This window comes from Arthrobacter sp. JDC6, assembly GCF_056484025.1.
Genome location: NZ_CM151278.1, coordinates 1,883,888 through 1,900,567 on the forward strand (window position 1 = coordinate 1,883,888; position 16,680 = coordinate 1,900,567).

The window sequence follows — 16,680 nt, forward strand, 5'->3', positions numbered from 1 at the left end:
GGCATGACCGCGGAACCCGCCGGGCGGACGGTGGACAGGAGCGCACTGGCAGGCGCCCGCCGGATCGTCGTGAAGGTGGGCTCCTCGTCTCTGACCAGCATCAAGGGCGGCATCTCGGAGGAATCCCTGACCGCCCTGGCGGACGCACTCGCGGCCAAGCGCAACGCGGGCGCCGAGATCATCCTGGTCTCCTCCGGCGCCATCGCGGCCGGACTGGCCCCGCTGGGACTGGCCAAGCGCCCCCGCGACCTCGCCACCCAGCAGGCCGCCGCCAGCGTGGGCCAGGGGCTGCTGATGGCCCGGTACACCCAGGCCTTCGGCGCGCACGGCGTCACCGTCAGCCAGGTCCTGCTCACGGCCGAGGACCTGATGCGCCGCAGCCAGCACACCAACGCCCTCCGCGCCATGGACCGGCTGCTGAACCTCGGTGTGGTCCCCGTCGTCAACGAGAACGACACCGTGGCCACCCACGAAATCCGCTTCGGCGACAACGACCGGCTCGCCGCCCTGGTGGCGCACCTGGTGCGCGCCGACGCACTGGTGCTGCTGTCCGACGTCGACTCCCTCTATGACGGGCCGCCCGCCCAGGGTGCCAAGCGCATCCCCCTGGTCACCGGCGCGCACGACCTCGAGGGCGTTTCCATCGGCAAAGCGGGCAAGGCCGGTGTGGGAACCGGCGGGATGATGACAAAGGTGGAAGCTGCCAGCATGGCAGCGGGTTCGGGCATTCACGCCCTGGTGACCTCCACGTCCAACGCCGCCGCAGCCCTGAATGGCGAGGACGTGGGCACGTGGTTTTCCGTCAACGGTTCCCGCAAGCCCGTCCGGCTCCTGTGGCTGGCGCACGTTGCCTCGGTGCAGGGCCGCCTGGTCCTGGACGAGGGGGCGGTGCGTGCCGTGCGGCACCACCGCACCTCCCTGCTGCCGGCGGGGATTTCCGCGGTGCAGGGCGACTTTGAAGCGGGCGACGCCGTGGAACTGGCAGGAACCGACGGCATCGTTGTGGCCCGCGGCCTGGTGAACTACTCGTCGGAGGAGCTGCCCCGCATGCTGGGGCGTTCCACCCGGGAGCTGGGCGAGGCACTGGGCAGCGGCTATGACCGCGAAGTTGTTCATGTTGATGACCTGGTGCTGGTCTGAGCCCAGGGCTCGCCTAAACTTGGAGCATGACTGAAGCCCTGATCCACACTGCTGAAAATTCCGGAACCACTGCTGCGCAGGCGCAGCCGGGTGCCGTGGCAGAACAGGGATCAGCTGCTGCGCCTCTTTCCGCTGCGGAGGTTGAAGCGGCTGTCCACGCCCTCGCGGACCGGTCCCGCCACGCTGCCCGCCGGATGGCCACCGCCAACCGTGCCTGGAAGGACCGCGCCCTCCGGGCTGTCGGCGCCGCCCTGCAGGAGAACGTGCCGGCCATCCTCACCGCCAACGCCATGGATGTGGAAAAAGGCAAGGCCAACGGCACCTCCGCCGCGCTCCTGGACCGGCTCACCCTCACCGAGGCCCGCGTGGCAGGGCTGGTGGCCGCCCTCGAGAACCTGGCCAACCTCCCGGATCCCGTGGGCAATGTGGTGCGCGGCCAGACCCTTCCCAACGGGCTCCGCCTCCGCCAGGTCAACGTGCCCATGGGCGTCGTGGCGGCCATCTACGAGGCACGGCCCAACGTCACCGTGGACATCGCGGGGCTGGCCCTCAAGAGCGGCAACGCCGTCATCCTGCGCGGCGGCAGCGCTGCCGAGGCCACCAACCAGGTCCTGGTCCGGGTGCTGCGCGAAGCCCTCGAATCTGTGGGCCTTCCGGCCGACGCCGTGCAGACCGTGGACCAGTACGGCCGCGCCGGTGCCAACGTCCTGATGAAGGCCCGCGGCCGGGTGGACGTGCTGATTCCCCGCGGCGGCCGCGACCTGATCCAGACCGTGGTGACCAACTCCGCCGTGCCCGTCATCGAAACGGGGGAGGGGAACGTCCACATCTTCCTCGACGAGTCCGCCGACGAAAACATGGCCGTGGAGATCCTGCTCAACGCCAAGACCCAGCGGCCCAGTGTCTGCAATACGGTCGAGACCCTGCTGGTCCATTCGCGCTCAACCGTCCTGCCCGCCGTGGCCGCCGCCCTGCGTGGCGCCGGTGTCCGCCTGCACGTCGACGGGCGCATCAGCGCCGCGCTGCCCGGGATCGAGACCCAACCGGCCACGGATGTGGACTGGGGAACCGAGTACATGGACCTTGACCTGGCCGTGGCCATGGTGGACAGCCTCGATGAGGCCGTGCAACATATCCGCACCTGGTCCACCGGGCACACCGAAGCGATCCTCACCAACAGCCTTGCCAACGCCGAACGGTTCATCGCCGAGGTGGATTCGGCGGCGGTGATCGTGAACGCTTCCACGCGGTTTACCGACGGCGGGGAACTTGGCCTCGGTGCCGAGGTGGGCATTTCCACCCAGAAGCTGCACGCCCGCGGGCCCATGGGCCTGACCGAGCTCACCACCACTAAGTGGATCGTCCAGGGCGAAGGCCAGGTCCGCGCATAGCAACGCGGTAACATAGACCAGAACCCGGAAAGCAGCGGAAGGTTCCGCTGCCCGTAAATCCTTGAACATAGGGGAGAAAATGCTGCTCCAGCAGATTGCCACGTCCGTCGCCGCCGCAGGTGAATCAGGCCATGAGGAGCTTGCGCCGCTGTGGGCCGAACCGTGGGTCTTTGGCGTTTCCATGTTCGGCATCCTGGTGGTCCTGATGTTCATTGCCTGGTCCTACACCAACCTGGGCAACCGCCACGCCGCCACGGACGAGCACGCCGATCCGCACCGCCAGCACCCCAATAAGCACGATCGCGGGCAGGGTCACTAAGATTTCCCACAACCTGCACCGCAATGGTGCCCGGGGGCGGCTGCGGCTTGGCGTGATGGGCGGGACATTCGATCCCATCCACCACGGCCACCTTGTCGCGGCCAGCGAAGTCGCGGCGGAGTTCGACCTCGACGAGGTGGTCTTCGTCCCCACCGGGCAGCCATGGCAAAAGTCCCATAAACAGGTCAGCGAGCCCGAACACCGCTACCTGATGACCGTCATCGCCACGGCATCCAATCCGCGCTTCACCGTCAGCCGTGTCGACGTTGACCGTCCGGGTCCCACCTACACCATCGACACCCTCCGCGACCTCCGGGCCCAGCGCCCCGATGCCGACCTTTTCTTCATCACCGGCGCGGACGCCCTGGCGCAGATTTTGTCCTGGAAGGACATTGACGAGCTGTGGTCGCTGGCCCACTTCGTGGGCGTGACACGTCCCGGGCACGTCCTGGACGGGATGGGCCGCGACGACGTCAGCCTCCTGGAAGTTCCGGCCATGGCCATTTCGTCAACGGACTGCCGGGCCCGTGTGGCAGCGAACAACCCGGTCTGGTACCTGGTCCCCGACGGGGTGGTCCAATACATCGCCAAGTACGGCCTGTATTCGGACCCGCCGCCTGCAAGCGCGGATGAAGCAACTTCCGAAGCACGCGAACCAGCCAGTACTGAATGAGTTCTCAATGAGTCAGGAACAGCCCCCAATCCGCAGCCGCCGGGAACTCCGGAAGGCCAGGGACGCCCAACAGGCCACCCCGCCCGCCACCGGGCAGCGCCCGCCTGCCGCGAACCGGCCGGCCGACGGCGCACCCGCACCGGCGGGACAGGATGCGACGGCCCGCTCCCGCTCCGCAGTAACAACTCCGCCGGCCCCCGCCGACACGCCTGCCGACCGGACGCCTGAAGACCAGACGCCCACCCAGCGTTCGTCCCAGATCCGCGCCCGCGACCGGGCCGCGCTTCGCACCATCAAGGAACTTGAGGAAAAGGAAGGCCAGCTTGCTGCCGGGGGACCGCCCACCCGGCGCCAGCTGCGGTTGCAGCAACTCAAAGAGCAGACGCTGACAGCCGCCAACCCGGTGGTGCCGCCGGCCGCTTCCCCGGACCCAACGGCGTCGTCAGGAGCGAATGCGGTCGCACCGGCAAAGACTGGTGCCCCCGGAAAAGCTGACGGCCCCACAAAGGCCGATATCCCCGCGAAAGCTGGAGGCCCAGCGAAACCAGGGCCCGCAGCCGCCGCTGAACGTCCTGCACCGGCTCCAGGAGGCGCCCCGGAGGGGATGACGGTGGAACAGGCACTGGAAGCGCGGGCGCTGATCGCCGCGCAGGCCAGGAACCAGATCGCCAAAATGGAGCACATCGCGTCTGTGGATCCGGAGGCCGTCGATCCTGAGATCCTGGCCGAACAGATCGCCCTGGCGGAGCGGGCCGCGGTCCTGAACCGCAGGGCAATGGCCCGGCAGAAGCTCGCCGAACAGGCGGGGAATCCTCCCGCCCCGGCCAGGGAAGCCGCCGCCAAAGACAAGCCCGGCCCGTCCACCGCCAACAACCTGGCGATGGTGACGCCGCTCGAGTTCGTCCAGGTGCCCGGCGTCGAACGTCCGGTGATGAAGCCGCCGGCAACCTCGCATGTCCCGGTCACCACCAGGCCCGGCACCAAAGTTCCGGGAAAACGCAAACCTACCAACCGCCCCAAGGCGCCAGCGCCCGAATCCGCCACCGGCCGGTCCCAGGTCATAGCCCGTGCCGAGGCAGCGGCCAAAGCCGCCAGCCGTCCCAAACGGGTATCGCTCCCGGACAACCAGACGGAGAACCCCTCAGAGGATCTCTTCGAGGATCTTCCCCGCGTCCCTGCCCGCGCCGCCCATGGCCTTGACCCCCTGGACGCCGCAACGGCCGGTCTGACAAGGGCGCGGCGGAACCGCATCCTTCAGTTCTGCATCCTCGCGTTCGGGATCCTGGCCCTCATTGCCGGCATCATCCTGATCGTCAGCGGCATGTCCCGCTGACCGCACCGGCATCAACTTTTCACCAAACAAGGAGTCCCGTGACTGCAACAGAATCGTCCATTGCAATAGCCCGTACGGCCGCCAAGGCCGCCGCCGACAAGATTGCGCAGGACATCGTCGCCATGGACGTGAGTGAACGCCTGGCCCTGGCCGACGTCTTCCTCATCGCCTCGGCACCCAGCGAACGCCAGGTCAACGCCATCGTTGACGGCATCGAGGAAGAACTTGCCAAACAGGACCTGCGGCCGGTGCGCCGCGAGGGCCGTTCCGGCGGCCGGTGGGTCCTGCTGGACTACGCCGACGTCGTCATCCACGTCCAGCATGAGGAGGACCGGGTGTTCTATGCACTGGAGCGGCTCTGGAAGGATTGCCCCGTGGTGGACCTGCAGCTCGGGGACGACGCATCCGCCAAAGCCGGCGCAATAGCCGACAGCGAGTAGGCCGCGCCCGCGCCGTGAACGGGTGCGGAGAGTGAATATTCCCGATTTGGAATTTTCGGAATTGCTGTTCTAAGATATTTGAGTTCCTTCGGGGGAGACCCCGGAGAGAGCTCCTTGGAGCAGCAACAATCCGGGGCTGTGGCGCAGCTGGTAGCGCACCTGCATGGCATGCAGGGGGTCAGGGGTTCGAGTCCCCTCAGCTCCACCGGCGGGTCCGCCGGAACCATCCTGGTTCCGGCGGACTTTTTCGTTTCCAGCCGTTCCCGCGCAGCTTACGAGGGCTGAATGCCTGGGGGACTGCGCGGCGGAGGAGCGCGGTTCCGGGGCCGTTGACCGCCGATTGGCGTCCAGCGGAAAAGTGCATTACTCTGGTCAGGTTGCTCCGGCGAATTCGACCGGAAGGAACAAGAGTACGGGGCTGTGGCGCAGCTGGTAGCGCACCTGCATGGCATGCAGGGGGTCAGGGGTTCGAGTCCCCTCAGCTCCACCGATACACGGAAAAGGGAACCATCACATTTGTGCTGGTTCCCTTTTTCGTCGTTGTTGGGGGCCTGGTCCTTTTCTCTCCGGATGGGGACCTGCAGCCGGTGGAAAAACCCTTCCCGCGCAGGTCAAAGCGGGGTACAACTGAGGTTGAGGGCACATCGTCCCGCCGCCCGGCCGCTTTCACCCAAGAGCGGGGACGCGGGACAGGCTGACGAGGAGGTCACAGATGTCCCACGCAGATGGTTCCGGCTACAACGGCGATGCTGTTCCAGAGGAATCGCGCCTGACACGCGATACCGCGATCCGGGGGCCTGCGAGGCCCGCTCCCTACATCGGCGCCGGCATCATCCTGGCCGCCGCCATCCTCTTCCCCCTCATGCCGCAGCTCTACTCCTTCGATGCGCCCAGGCTGGCCGGGCTGCCGTTCTTTTACTGGTACCAGCTGCTCTGGGTGCCCATTTCGGCCATCCTGACCGGCACGGCCTATTGGCTGGTAACCAAGGAAGACCGACGACGGCGGGCTGAGGCACGTCCAGGCGGCCCCCCACGGGCAGGCACAGCCTCCGCCGATGCCGGGTTGGGAGGGGACCGGCCATGAACGGGCGCGAGATCAACTGGATTGCCTTGATCATTGTTGTGCTGCTGTTCGTCGTTGTTGCCGTCATGGGCTTCCTGGCCGCCAAATGGCGCCGCAGCGGTGAGGTGGAAGGACTGCACAGCCTGGACGAGTGGGGCCTGGGCGGCCGCGGATTCGGCACCTGGATCACTTGGTTCCTGCTGGGCGGGGACCTCTACACCGCCTACACCTTCGTGGCGGTGCCCGCAGCGATGTGGGCCACGGGCGCCGTCAGCGGCTTCTTTGCCGTGCCCTACACCATCGTCCTCTATCCGATCATCTTCATCATCATGAGCCGTTTGTGGTCGGTGTCCCACCGACATGGCTACGTCACCTCAGCGGACTTCGTGGGCGGGCGCTACGGCAGCCGCTGGCTTTCTCTGGCCGTCGCCGTCACGGGCATCGTGGCCACCATGCCCTACATCGCGCTGCAGCTGGTAGGCATCAAGGCCGTCCTCACGGTCCTTGGCCTGGGCAGCTCAGGCAATGTGCTCCTGACCGACCTGCCGCTGATCCTGGCCTTCGTGGTCCTGGCCGCGTACACCTACACATCGGGACTCCGCGCGCCGGCGATGATTGCCGTCGTCAAGGACCTCCTGATCTACCTTGCGGTGATCGTGGCCGTCATCTACCTGCCCATCAAGTTCGGCGGCTGGGACACCATCTTCAGTTCAGCACAGGCCAAACTGGGCACGGTGAACCAGGCCACCGGAAAGCCCGCAGGGGTCTTCATTCCGGGTGCTGCCAACTACTCCGCCTACTGGTCACTGGCACTGGGTTCGGCCATGGCGCTCTTCATGTATCCCCACTCCGTGACGGCGGTGCTGGCATCCAAGGCCCGCAATACCATCCGCCGCAACGCCGCCATCCTGCCCCTGTACTCGCTGATGCTTGGTTTCCTGGCCCTGCTGGGTTTCGTGGCCATCAAGGCGGGCACCAAGCCCATCGACCTGGACGGATCGGTCAATCCGCAGTTGGTGGTACCGCAGCTGTTCCTTGACCATTTCCCGGCCTGGTTTGCGGGGGTGGCCCTGGCTGCCATCGCCATCGGGGCGCTTGTCCCCGCGGCGATCATGTCCATTGCGGCGGCCAACATGTTCACCCGAAACATCTACCGCGACTTCATCCGGCCTGACGTCGATGCCAGGACAGAGGCGAAGGTTTCCAAGATCGTCTCGCTGGTGGTGAAGGTGGGCGCACTGGTCTTCGTGATCGCCATGGACCAGTCCGCGGCCATCAACATGCAGCTGCTGGGCGGCATTTGGATCCTGCAGACCTTCCCGGCCGTGGTGGCCGGCCTGTACACCCGGTGGTTCGACCGCTGGGCGCTGCTTGTCGGCTGGGCGGTGGGCATCATCTTCGGAACAATCTCCGCATACAACGTGGTCAATCCGGCGACCAAGGCCCATTTTGGCGGCTCTTTGGCCCCCATCCCCGGGACGGATTTCACCGTTTACATCGCGGTGTCCGCGTTCGCGCTGAACCTGATTGTCGCCGCCGTCCTGACCCTGGTGCTGCGGGCCCTGAAGGTCCGCACGGGGGAGGACCTCACCCGGCCCACGGATTACGCCGCCGACGAGACAGACCCGAAGGTGGTCCAGATCGAGAAAATCCAGCCTTTCACCCGTCCAGGCGGACCTCCGCCGGTGGCCTGAAGGAAGCCCGGGTCCTCCCCGGGATTAGGCCGCCCTCCTGCCGGGTTACGTCCCGGCAGGAGGGCGCTGTACGTGGAGTGTTGGCGGGAGTAAAACGGGGTCCGCCAGCCTCACATCCAGGCGGTGCGCCGCAGCGGCGGTTCCTCTCCACCCGGGCGGCGCACCAGCACCTGGTTGACACCGGTCAGCCCGGTTTCGAAGCCAATGGCGCTGCTGGCCATGTAGAGCCGCCACACCCGGGCGCGTCCCGCACCGGCCAGCTTCACCGCCTCGTCCCAGTTTTCCTCAAGCCGGCTTACCCATGCCCGGAGCGTGAGCGCGTAATGCCGGCGGAGGGCCTCCACGTCGAGGACTTCGAACCGCGCCGTTTCCAGGGCGGCCACCATTTCGCCGAGGCTGATCATCTCCCCGTCGGGGAACACGTACCGGGGAATGAATGAGTCCGGGTCCGGGCTGGTGGGGCCGGCGTTCCAGGAGATGGCGTGGTTCAGCAGCCGCCCGCCGGGCCGGAGCAACCCGTAGAGGGCCGAGGCGTAGGCGGGGGTCTGGGCGCGCCCGACGTGTTCGGACATGCCGATGGAACTGATGGCGTCGAATGGCCCGTCGCTGACATCCCGGTAATCCTGGACCCGGATGTCCACTTCGTCCGTCAGGCCGGCGTCCGCTGCACGCTTGCGGGCCAGGGCGGCCTGTTCCCTGGAGAGCGTCACGCCCACTACGCTGACGCCGTACCTGGACGCAGCGTGGAGGGCGAAGCTGCCCCAGCCGCAGCCCACATCCAGCACCCTCATCCCCGGTTGAAGACCCAGCTTGCGGCAGACCAGGTCCAGCTTGGCCTCCTGAGCGGCGTCCAGCCCCGCGTCAGGGCCACCCCCGGGGGCTTCGGCGCCGCCGGCGGCCCATACCGCGCAGGAATAGACCAGCGACGGTCCCAGCACCAGGGCGTAGAAGTCGTTGCCGACGTCGTAATGATGCGAGATGGCGGCCGAATCCCGGCGGCGGGAATGCATCCTGCCCTTTTTGGCAATGCGCGCCTCCTCCGGTGGCGGGGCAGGGTTGGGCCCGATGGCGCCGAGCCGGACCGCGGTGCGCAACAGCAGCCAGAGCTCGCCTGCGGTCAGCGGGCGGAACGGCCCGGGCTCGGCGAACTTGCCGGCCGAGCTCAATGCCGTGAACGCCGCGAAGATGTCCCCCGGGGTGTCGATTTCACCTGCCACGTAGGCGCGGCTCAGCCCCAGCTGTCCCGGCGACCACAGAATGCGGCGCAGGGCCTTTCGGGACCTGAACTCCAGGACGGGTGCGTCCACGGGTCCCGCTTCCGAGCCGTCCCACGCGCGCAGGCGCAACGGGATCTGCCCGGTCCCCAGCACCACCCCCAGGGCCTTTTCCAGCCGGGCAGCGTGCCCGGTGCTTCCGTTTCCTGTCCGTTCGGCTGCTCCAGTTTCCATGCGCCTACCCTAAGGCCGCGTTGGCTTCCGCGACTATCATGGGCAGGTGAGTCCTGACCCAACCGACGTGGTGGTCATCGGGGCGGGCCAAGCCGGCCTCTCGGCTGCCTACCACCTGCAGCGCCGGGGAATTGACTATGCCGTGCTGGACGCCGAGGAAGGGCCGGGCGGTGCATGGCGGCACCGCTGGCGGAGCCTCCGCATGGCCACGGTCAACGGAATCAGCGATCTGCCGGGCATCGCCAAACCGGAGGTGGATCCGGCGGAACCGAGCTCGGAATTCCTGACCCGGTACTTCGGAAGCTACGAGGCTGAGCTGGGTCTGTCCGTTCTCCGGCCCGTCAAGGTCCGGGCCGTCAGGCGCGAAGATGATGACCCGGCCGGGCACTTGCGGGTCGAAACCACACGCGGGGACTGGACGGCCAGGGCCATCATCAACGCCACCGGTACGTGGACCCGCCCGTTCTGGCCCATTTACCCGGGCCAGTCCTCGTTCCGCGGCAGGCAACTGCACGTCGCCGACTACGTCTCTGCGGAGGAGTTCCGCGGCAAACATGTGGTGGTGGTGGGTGGCGGCATTTCCGCCGTCGGGCTGCTGGAAGAAATTTCCCGCGTCACCACCACCAGCTGGTTCACCCGAAGGGAACCGGTGTGGCGCGACGCGCCGTTCGATGCCACAGCGGGCCACGAGGCCGTGGCGCTCGTGGAGGACCGTGTCCGGCAGGGACTTCCGCCGCAAAGCGTCGTGTCCGTGACGGGCCTCATCTGGACACCAGCCCTCCGCGCGGCCAGGGGAAGGGGCGCCCTCGACCGGGAGCCGATGTTCACGTCCATCGAACCGGACGGCGTCCGCCGCGCCGACGGAAGCCTCCGCAAGGCCGACGTTATCCTGTGGGCCACCGGCTTCAGGGCGGAACTGGAACACCTCGCCCCGCTTCACCTGCGCGGGCCCGGCGGCGGAATCGCCATGGACGGAACCCGGGTGGCGGCCGAGCCGCGCGTCCACCTGGTAGGTTACGGGCCGTCGTCGTCCACCATTGGCGCCAACCGTGCGGGCCGCGCGGCAGTGACCGGGATCCTGAAGCTGCCTGGAATGGCGACGGCGGCGAAAACGGTAACGTGGGGGTGATGCCCCGGGACGCGGGGCGAACGAAGGCAACAGAAGGCGGCAGGACACCGGTGGCAGCAAACACCCTGGCGGACATTTTCAACGTCCTGCGCCGGCGGCCCGATGTCGAAGCCCCCAACCTGCAGGCCTGGGATGCCACGGACCGGCTGCTGCTGGAGACCGCAGTGCAGCTGGGGCGGGCCGGCGGTACCGTGGCGGTGATCAATGACCGCTACGGGGCCCTGACGCTCGGCGCCTCGGCAGTGCTTGCCCCGGCGTCGCTGCGCGTGCACCAGGACCTGATCACAGGGGAAAGGGCACTGCGGCTCAACGCGGCCGAACTGGGGGACGGGCCCGGGGCGGAGTTTGTCCAGCTGCCCCTGGGGCACCAGCTGCTGGCGGGAGCAGACACCATCCTGCTGCAGCTCCCCAAAAACCTCGCGGAACTGGAAGAAATCGCTGCCGCCGTGGCCCTGCATGCCGCACCGGACGTCCGGCTGCTGGCAGGAGGCCGGGTGAAGCACATGTCGCTGGGCATGAACGCCGTCCTTGAACGGTACTTCGTTTCGGTGCAGCCGCAGCTCGCACGGCAAAAGTCCCGGGTCCTCCTTGCCGCGGGCCCCAAACCCTCCACCGCGGCGCCCCGCTTCCCGGTGGTGGAGCACCTTGCCGGCCTGGACCTGGACGTGGCAGCCCACGGCGCAGTCTTTGCCGGCCCCAGGCTGGACATCGGCACGCGTTTCCTCCTGGCGTTCCTGCCCCGGATGAAACCGGCACGGCACGCTGTCGACCTCGGCTGCGGCACCGGAATCCTTGCCGCGATGTACGCGCGGCAGTTCCCGGCAGCCGCCGTGACAGCCACCGACCAGTCCGCGGCCGCAGTGCAGTCCGCCCTTGCCACCGCCCGCGCAAACGGCATGGCAGACCGCATCAGCGTTCTGCAGGACGATGCGCTGAGCACCTTCCCGGACGCCGCCGTGGACACCGTGCTGCTCAACCCGCCCTTCCACGTTGGTGCGGGCGTCCACGCCGGTGCCGGCCTCAAGATGATCCAGGCAGCCGGGCGGGTGCTGGCTCCCGGCGGCGAGCTGTGGACGGTCTTCAACCGGCACCTCGCCTACCTGCCGGCGTTGGAACGGTACGTGGGGCCCACCGTGGTGGAGGGGCGGAACCCCAAGTTCACCGTCACCCGAAGCACCCGCCGCCCCCTCTGACTGGAACGCGCCCGGCCACCGGGAGTCCACCGCCGGGAACCGCGGATCCTGCCGCGCCGCGCCGCCGCCCGCGCATATGGGCGGGGGACCACCCTTAACGTACGATTCAAAGCATCACCATCACGAGGTAGCCGAAGACGTTTAGGGGACACAGTGTCTGAGATCCGCCAATCCTCTCCGAGACGCGGAACCAACTTGCCCAGGATGGGGGATTTCAACCTCACCGTCATCCTTGACGCAATCCGCAGGACGTCCGGTGGCCTGAGCCGCGTTGAACTGGCCCAGATCGTGGGCCTGTCCCCGCAGACCATTTCGAACATCTCGCGCCGCCTGCTGGACCAGAACCTGATTGTCGAGGCCGGCAAGGAGGGTACCGGCCCGGGCAAGCCGCGCACCATCCTCCGCCTCAATCCCGGCGGCATGTACGCCCTTGGTGTCCACCTGGACCCCGCAGTCACCACGTTCGTGGTGCTGGACCTCGTGGGAGCTGTTGTCCGGCACTCGCGGATCAAAACCCCCGGCGGAAACGATCCCTCCGCCGTGATCAGCACCATCGCTGCGGAAATCGACCAGCTTGTCGCCGATTCCGGCGTAGACCGCAGCCGCATCGCCGGCCTGGGCGTGGCTGCGCCCGGCCCCATCGACCTGGACAACGGCACGGTCGTGGATCCACCACTGCTGCCCGGCTGGGACAGGGTGGAGCTGCGCGAAGCGCTGGCCGGGGCCACCGGTTACTCGGTACTCGTTGACAAGGACGTCACCAGCGCCGCCGTGGCGGAGACATGGGCAGGCGGGCCCAGCGGCGCCGGCAGCTTCGTCTTCATGTATATGGGCACAGGCATCGGCTGCGGCATCGTCCTGAACGACGAAGTGGTCCGCGGCACGTCCGGCAACGCCGGGGAGATAGGACACATCATCGTCGATCCCGACGGCCCACCCTGCGACTGCGGCCTGCGCGGCTGCGTGAAATCCTCCTGCATCCCGCAGGTCCTGGTGGCGGAGGCGGAAGCAGCGGGCATCCTGGACGGATCCCGCGCGGGTAACAGCGGCGCCGAAGTCCAGCAAAGCTTCGCCCGGCTGTGCGCACTCGCCGACGGCGGGGACGAACGCGCCGCTGCCATCCTGGACAAATCCGCCGTCCTGGTGGCCCGGGCGGTCTCCGTTGTCACCAACACCCTCGACGTGGAACGCGTCGTTTTCGGCGGCCCCTTCTGGAGCGGACTGGCGGAGCGCTACCTGGAGCTGATTCCGCCACTCCTGGATGCCAACAGCGACGTCAGGCTGATCCACCCCATCGAGGTTGTTGGCACGGGCGTCGGGGAGGACGTGGGAGCCATCGGCGCCGCCTCGCTGGTCCTGGAACATACCCTCGCGCCCCGGGCCCAACGGCTCCTGCTGGAAAGCTGAGGAACAGCATGCTTCGCCGGACATCGAAAACCGTCTCCCTGCTGGCCGCCGTGGTCCTTGCCCTTGCGGCCTGCACTCCCGGAAACCCAGCCGAGGGAAACAAGACCATCAAGGTGGCCTACCAGAAAACGGATTCGTTCAAGACCCTGGACACCATGTTCCAGGATGCGAAAAAAGAGTTCGAAGCCGCACACCAGGGCGTCACCATCGAACTGCAGCCCATCCAGGCGAACGACGACGACTACGGCACAAAGCTGGCCCTGGCCCTTCGCTCGCCTGCCACTGCTCCGGACGTCTTCTACGAAGACACCTTCAAGGTCCGCTCCGACGTGGACGCCGGGTACCTCCTGAAGCTGGACAGCCGGCTGGCCGGATGGGGTGACTGGGACAAGTTCAGCGACGGCGCCAAGGAGGCCGGGAAAGCGGACGACGGCGGCACGTACGCGGTGCCGCTGGGCACCGACACCAGGGCCATCTGGTACAACAAAAAGGTCTTTGCGGCCGCCGGCATTGGGTTGCCGTGGCGCCCGTCCAGCTGGCAGGACATCCTGGACACCGCAAGGAAGATCAAGGCATCCAACCCGGACGTCATCCCCTTCAACATGTATGCCGGCAAGGGCACAGGTGAAGGGACCGTGATGCAGGGCTTCTATGAGCTCCTCTATGGAACCGGGGCAAGCCTCTATGACACGGATTCGAAAAAGTGGGTCGTTGGGTCTGCCGGCTTCAAGGACTCGCTGACCTTCCTCAAGACCCTTTACGGCGAGAACCTCGCAGTGGCCCCGGCCGAGGCGCTGGACCCGAACATCTGGAAGAAGGTGTTCGGTGAATGGTTCCCGAAAGCAAAGCTCGGGGCAACCGTGGAAGGCTCCTACGCGCCGTCGTTCTGGCAGGCCGGCGGAAGCTACGCGTGGCCGGGCTACGAACAGGACATGGGCGTGGCCCCGTTCCCGACGCAGAACGGCGGCGCCCCCGGCGCGGTCAGCATGTCCGGCGGGTGGACTCTTGCCGTCGGGGCGGAAACCAAGCAGCCCGACCTTGCCTTCAACTTCCTCACCACGGCACTCAATGCCAAGAACTCGCTGGCCTTCACGGTGGCCAGCTCACAGATCGCCGTCCGGACCGACGTGGCCGCCGACCCCGCCTACCAGTCCGCCAACCCGTTCGTGAAGGACGTGTCCGGCCTGGTGGCCGTCACCAAATTCCGGCCTGCCACCTCCGACTATCCGCGGATTTCCGCTGCCGTCCAGGAAGCCACCGAGGCCGTGATCACCGGCAGCAGGAGCCCTGAACAGGCAGCGGCCGACTATGACACAGCCGTGGCCGGCATCGTGGGCGGCGACAAGACCGTCCGGAAGTAGCGTTGGCGGCCCACCACCGGACACGGCAGCTGCTCCGCTACCTGCCCGTCCTGCCTGCCGTCCTGCTGCTGCTCGTCTTCCTGGCCGGCCCGGTACTGTGGGCCTTCCACGCCTCGCTCACCAACGCCGGACTGACCGGCCGCAACGCAAGGAACCCCCAATGGGTGGGGCTGGAGAACTACCAGCGGCTGCTGGAGGACCCCGTCTTCCCGCTCTCGCTGGCGCTGACGGTCCTGTTTGTCGCAGGCTCGGCAGTCCTGGGCCAGAATGTGCTGGGACTGGCCCTCGCCGTCCTCATGCGCCGCGCACGTCCGATCGTCTCGGCAACTGTTGGCACCGCCGTCGTTGCCGCCTGGGTCCTGCCGGAAATCGTGGCCGCGTTCGCCGCCTATGCCTTCTTCAGCCGCGACGGCACGCTTAACCAATTGCTGGGCCGCTTCGGTGCGGGGGAAACCGACTGGCTCTACACCGTGCCCATGGCCGCCGTGATCCTGGCAAACGTGTGGCGCGGGACCGCCTTTTCCATGCTGGTGTACCGGGCAGCGCTCAACGGCGTCCCGGCAGAGCTGACCGAGGCCGCGCACATGGACGGGGCCGGTGCCTGGCAGCGGCTGGCGTTCATCACGCTGCCGGTGATCCGCGGCAGCATCGCCACCAACCTGATGCTGGTTACCCTGCAGACCCTGGCTGTCTTCACCCTGATTTGGGTCATGACTGCGGGCGGACCGGCCAACGGCAGCACCACGCTGCCTGTCCTGGCCTACCAGGAAGCCTTCAAATTCGGTGACATCGGCTACGGCACCGCCGTAGCGTCCGTCCTCATCCTGATCGGCGCCGTGTTTGGCGCAGCCTATCTCCGCCTCCTCAGTGAGCAGAAGCCGTGACTGCACCGAAATGGGCGGGACGGCGGCTCCCGCAGCAACAGCCCGGCCAGCCCAGCCCCAGCCGTCCACGCCGAGTGCAGCCCAGGCGCGGCCGTACCCGGGGCAACGCGTGGGCGGACGCGGTCCTGGTGCTGATTGGCGCCTGCTTCCTGCTGCCGTTGTTGTGGCTGGTGTTCGGTTCCGTGGATCCGGCCGCCGGACACGGCACCAGGGTTCCGCAGCAGCCCGGCCTGGACAATTTTGCTGCCGTCCTGACCCCCGAACTGCTGTTTCGTCCGCTGTGGAACAGCCTGCTGCTGTCCGCGGGGACCGGAACGGTTACCCTGGCGGCGGCCGTGCTTGCGGCGTACCCGCTCTCCCGCTACCAGTCCAGGTTCAACAAGCCGTTCCTGTACGGCATCCTGTTTGGCACCTGCCTTCCCGTTACCGCCATCATGGTGCCGGTCTACGGACTGTTCGTGCAGCTGCACCTGCTGGATTCCCTGCCCGCCACGGTGCTTTTCCTGACCGCCACCAGCCTGCCGATGGCGATCTGGATGACCAGGAACTTCATGGACGCCGTGCCTCTGGCCCTGGAGGAGGCGGCCTGGGTGGACGGCGCCTCCAGGCTGGCCGCCCTGCGATCGATCGTGCTTCCGCTCATGCGCCCGGGCCTGGGTGTGGTGTTCATCTTTGTGTTCATCCAGGCCTGGGGGAACTTCTTCGTTCCGTTCGTACTCCTGCTGTCCGAGGGCCGGCAGCCGGCGGCAGTGTCGATCTTCAGCTTCTTCGGCCAGCACGGGGCAGTGGCCTACGGCCAGCTGGCCGCATTCTCGATCCTCTATTCGGTCCCGGTCCTGGCCCTCTACGTCTTCGTGGCACGCGGCTCCGGCAACTCGCTGGCCCTTGCGGGCGCAGTCAGGGGTTAGTCGATGTCCTCAAAGACCACGCCGAACGGCAGGGTGTCGTCGAGGTGGGCCTGGTGCCCGGTGGAGCCCGGGTTGTACACCACCCGGACACCGTGCAGCTTTTCCGCCGCAGACTGCATCAGGACAGGCCGGACCGTATCGATGAACATCTGGCTCTTGTCGGCGAGGTATTCCTTGTAGGTGGCTGGAAGCTCGATCATGGCAAAAGGATAGACCTGCAAACCCCGCATGGGGAGGGGTGCCCATTGCCGGGTTCCGGGCGCCGGGCTTGGATAGGATGGCGGGCGGGACACGGCC

The 16,680-nt window shown here is 67.3% G+C and carries 16 protein-coding genes and 2 tRNA genes; 16 read left to right on the forward strand and 2 right to left on the reverse strand.

Features of this window, described 5'->3' with window-relative positions:
- Positions 1-3 precede the first annotated feature (3 nt).
- The 10 genes from proB to mctP all read left to right on the forward strand — a co-directional run bounded on the left by proB (position 4) and on the right by mctP (position 8,053).
- The gene (gene proB, locus ACV095_RS08795) at positions 4-1,140 is read left to right on the forward strand and encodes a glutamate 5-kinase (RefSeq protein ID WP_478223290.1); all 1,137 of its coding nucleotides are present in this window, start codon (positions 4-6) and stop codon (positions 1,138-1,140) included.
- Positions 1,141-1,166: 26 nt separating this feature from the next.
- Complete coding sequence (locus ACV095_RS08800) at positions 1,167-2,531, forward strand: glutamate-5-semialdehyde dehydrogenase (protein ID WP_056390655.1); 1,365 nt, start codon at positions 1,167-1,169, stop codon at positions 2,529-2,531.
- 79 nt (positions 2,532-2,610) lie between these two features.
- Complete coding sequence (locus ACV095_RS08805; protein ID WP_018769459.1) at positions 2,611-2,850, forward strand: hypothetical protein; 240 nt, start codon at positions 2,611-2,613, stop codon at positions 2,848-2,850.
- Between the two features lie 55 nt (positions 2,851-2,905).
- Positions 2,906-3,523 (forward strand): nicotinate-nucleotide adenylyltransferase, encoded by a 618-nt coding sequence (gene nadD / locus ACV095_RS08810; protein WP_142072569.1) that lies wholly within the window; start codon positions 2,906-2,908, stop codon positions 3,521-3,523.
- A 7-nt stretch (positions 3,524-3,530) separates the two neighbouring features.
- Complete coding sequence (locus tag ACV095_RS08815) at positions 3,531-4,856, forward strand: hypothetical protein (RefSeq protein ID WP_478223291.1); 1,326 nt, start codon at positions 3,531-3,533, stop codon at positions 4,854-4,856.
- Positions 4,857-4,894: 38 nt separating this feature from the next.
- On the forward strand, positions 4,895-5,296 hold the full coding sequence (rsfS, locus tag ACV095_RS08820; RefSeq protein ID WP_018769456.1) for a ribosome silencing factor: 402 nt from the start codon (positions 4,895-4,897) through the stop codon (positions 5,294-5,296).
- A 132-nt stretch (positions 5,297-5,428) separates the two neighbouring features.
- A tRNA-Ala gene (locus ACV095_RS08825) sits at positions 5,429-5,501 on the forward strand.
- A 209-nt stretch (positions 5,502-5,710) separates the two neighbouring features.
- Positions 5,711-5,783: transfer RNA gene (locus ACV095_RS08830), tRNA-Ala, on the forward strand.
- Positions 5,784-6,008: 225 nt separating this feature from the next.
- On the forward strand, positions 6,009-6,380 hold the full coding sequence (locus ACV095_RS08835) for a DUF3311 domain-containing protein (RefSeq protein WP_018769455.1): 372 nt from the start codon (positions 6,009-6,011) through the stop codon (positions 6,378-6,380).
- Positions 6,377-8,053, forward strand: a complete 1,677-nt coding sequence (gene mctP / locus ACV095_RS08840) for a monocarboxylate uptake permease MctP (RefSeq protein WP_018769454.1) — start codon at positions 6,377-6,379, stop codon at positions 8,051-8,053. Before ACV095_RS08835 ends, mctP begins: the two co-directional genes overlap by 4 nt.
- 110 nt (positions 8,054-8,163) lie before the next feature.
- Here mctP and ACV095_RS08845 read toward each other — a convergent pair whose 3' ends face one another.
- Complete coding sequence (locus ACV095_RS08845; RefSeq protein ID WP_478223292.1) at positions 8,164-9,501, reverse strand: class I SAM-dependent methyltransferase; 1,338 nt, start codon at positions 9,499-9,501, stop codon at positions 8,164-8,166.
- Positions 9,502-9,547: 46 nt separating this feature from the next.
- On the opposite strand from ACV095_RS08845, the gene ACV095_RS08850 reads away from it, so the two are divergent.
- The 6 genes from ACV095_RS08850 (at position 9,548) to ACV095_RS08875 (ending at position 16,383) form a co-directional block, all read left to right on the forward strand.
- Entirely contained in the window at positions 9,548-10,630 is a 1,083-nt protein-coding gene (locus ACV095_RS08850) for an FAD-dependent oxidoreductase (RefSeq protein WP_478223293.1), read from the forward strand.
- 50 nt (positions 10,631-10,680) lie between these two features.
- Entirely contained in the window at positions 10,681-11,823 is a 1,143-nt protein-coding gene (locus ACV095_RS08855) for a class I SAM-dependent methyltransferase (protein ID WP_478223294.1), read from the forward strand.
- A 204-nt stretch (positions 11,824-12,027) separates the two neighbouring features.
- Positions 12,028-13,230, forward strand: coding sequence for an ROK family transcriptional regulator (locus ACV095_RS08860; protein WP_018769450.1), 1,203 nt, complete (start codon positions 12,028-12,030; stop codon positions 13,228-13,230).
- An 8-nt stretch (positions 13,231-13,238) separates the two neighbouring features.
- Complete coding sequence (locus ACV095_RS08865; RefSeq protein ID WP_018769449.1) at positions 13,239-14,591, forward strand: extracellular solute-binding protein; 1,353 nt, start codon at positions 13,239-13,241, stop codon at positions 14,589-14,591.
- Between the two features lie 2 nt (positions 14,592-14,593).
- A complete protein-coding gene (locus ACV095_RS08870; protein ID WP_018769448.1) occupies positions 14,594-15,475 on the forward strand; it encodes a carbohydrate ABC transporter permease in 882 nt (293 codons plus the stop codon).
- 74 nt (positions 15,476-15,549) lie between these two features.
- The gene (locus ACV095_RS08875) at positions 15,550-16,383 is read left to right on the forward strand and encodes a carbohydrate ABC transporter permease (RefSeq protein ID WP_478223436.1); all 834 of its coding nucleotides are present in this window, start codon (positions 15,550-15,552) and stop codon (positions 16,381-16,383) included.
- Here ACV095_RS08875 and ACV095_RS08880 read toward each other — a convergent pair.
- Positions 16,380-16,613 carry a hypothetical protein gene (locus ACV095_RS08880; RefSeq protein WP_018769446.1) on the reverse strand — a complete coding sequence of 78 codons (234 nt, stop codon included), beginning with the start codon at positions 16,611-16,613 and terminating at the stop codon, positions 16,380-16,382. The genes ACV095_RS08875 and ACV095_RS08880 overlap by 4 nt on opposite strands.
- Positions 16,614-16,680 lie beyond the last annotated feature (67 nt).

Coding starts and splice junctions, on each gene's coding strand:
- proB (WP_478223290.1), top strand. CDS start 4: ATGACCGCGGAACCCGCCGGGCGGACGGTGGACAGGAGCGCACTGGCA.
- ACV095_RS08800 (WP_056390655.1), top strand. CDS start 1,167: ATGACTGAAGCCCTGATCCACACTGCTGAAAATTCCGGAACCACTGCT.
- ACV095_RS08805 (WP_018769459.1), top strand. CDS start 2,611: ATGCTGCTCCAGCAGATTGCCACGTCCGTCGCCGCCGCAGGTGAATCA.
- nadD (WP_142072569.1), top strand. CDS start 2,906: ATGGGCGGGACATTCGATCCCATCCACCACGGCCACCTTGTCGCGGCC.
- ACV095_RS08815 (WP_478223291.1), top strand. CDS start 3,531: ATGAGTCAGGAACAGCCCCCAATCCGCAGCCGCCGGGAACTCCGGAAG.
- ACV095_RS08835 (WP_018769455.1), top strand. CDS start 6,009: ATGTCCCACGCAGATGGTTCCGGCTACAACGGCGATGCTGTTCCAGAG.
- mctP (WP_018769454.1), top strand. CDS start 6,377: ATGAACGGGCGCGAGATCAACTGGATTGCCTTGATCATTGTTGTGCTG.
- ACV095_RS08845 (WP_478223292.1), bottom strand. CDS start 9,501: ATGGAAACTGGAGCAGCCGAACGGACAGGAAACGGAAGCACCGGGCAC.
- ACV095_RS08860 (WP_018769450.1), top strand. CDS start 12,028: ATGGGGGATTTCAACCTCACCGTCATCCTTGACGCAATCCGCAGGACG.
- ACV095_RS08865 (WP_018769449.1), top strand. CDS start 13,239: ATGCTTCGCCGGACATCGAAAACCGTCTCCCTGCTGGCCGCCGTGGTC.
- ACV095_RS08880 (WP_018769446.1), bottom strand. CDS start 16,613: ATGCGGGGTTTGCAGGTCTATCCTTTTGCCATGATCGAGCTTCCAGCC.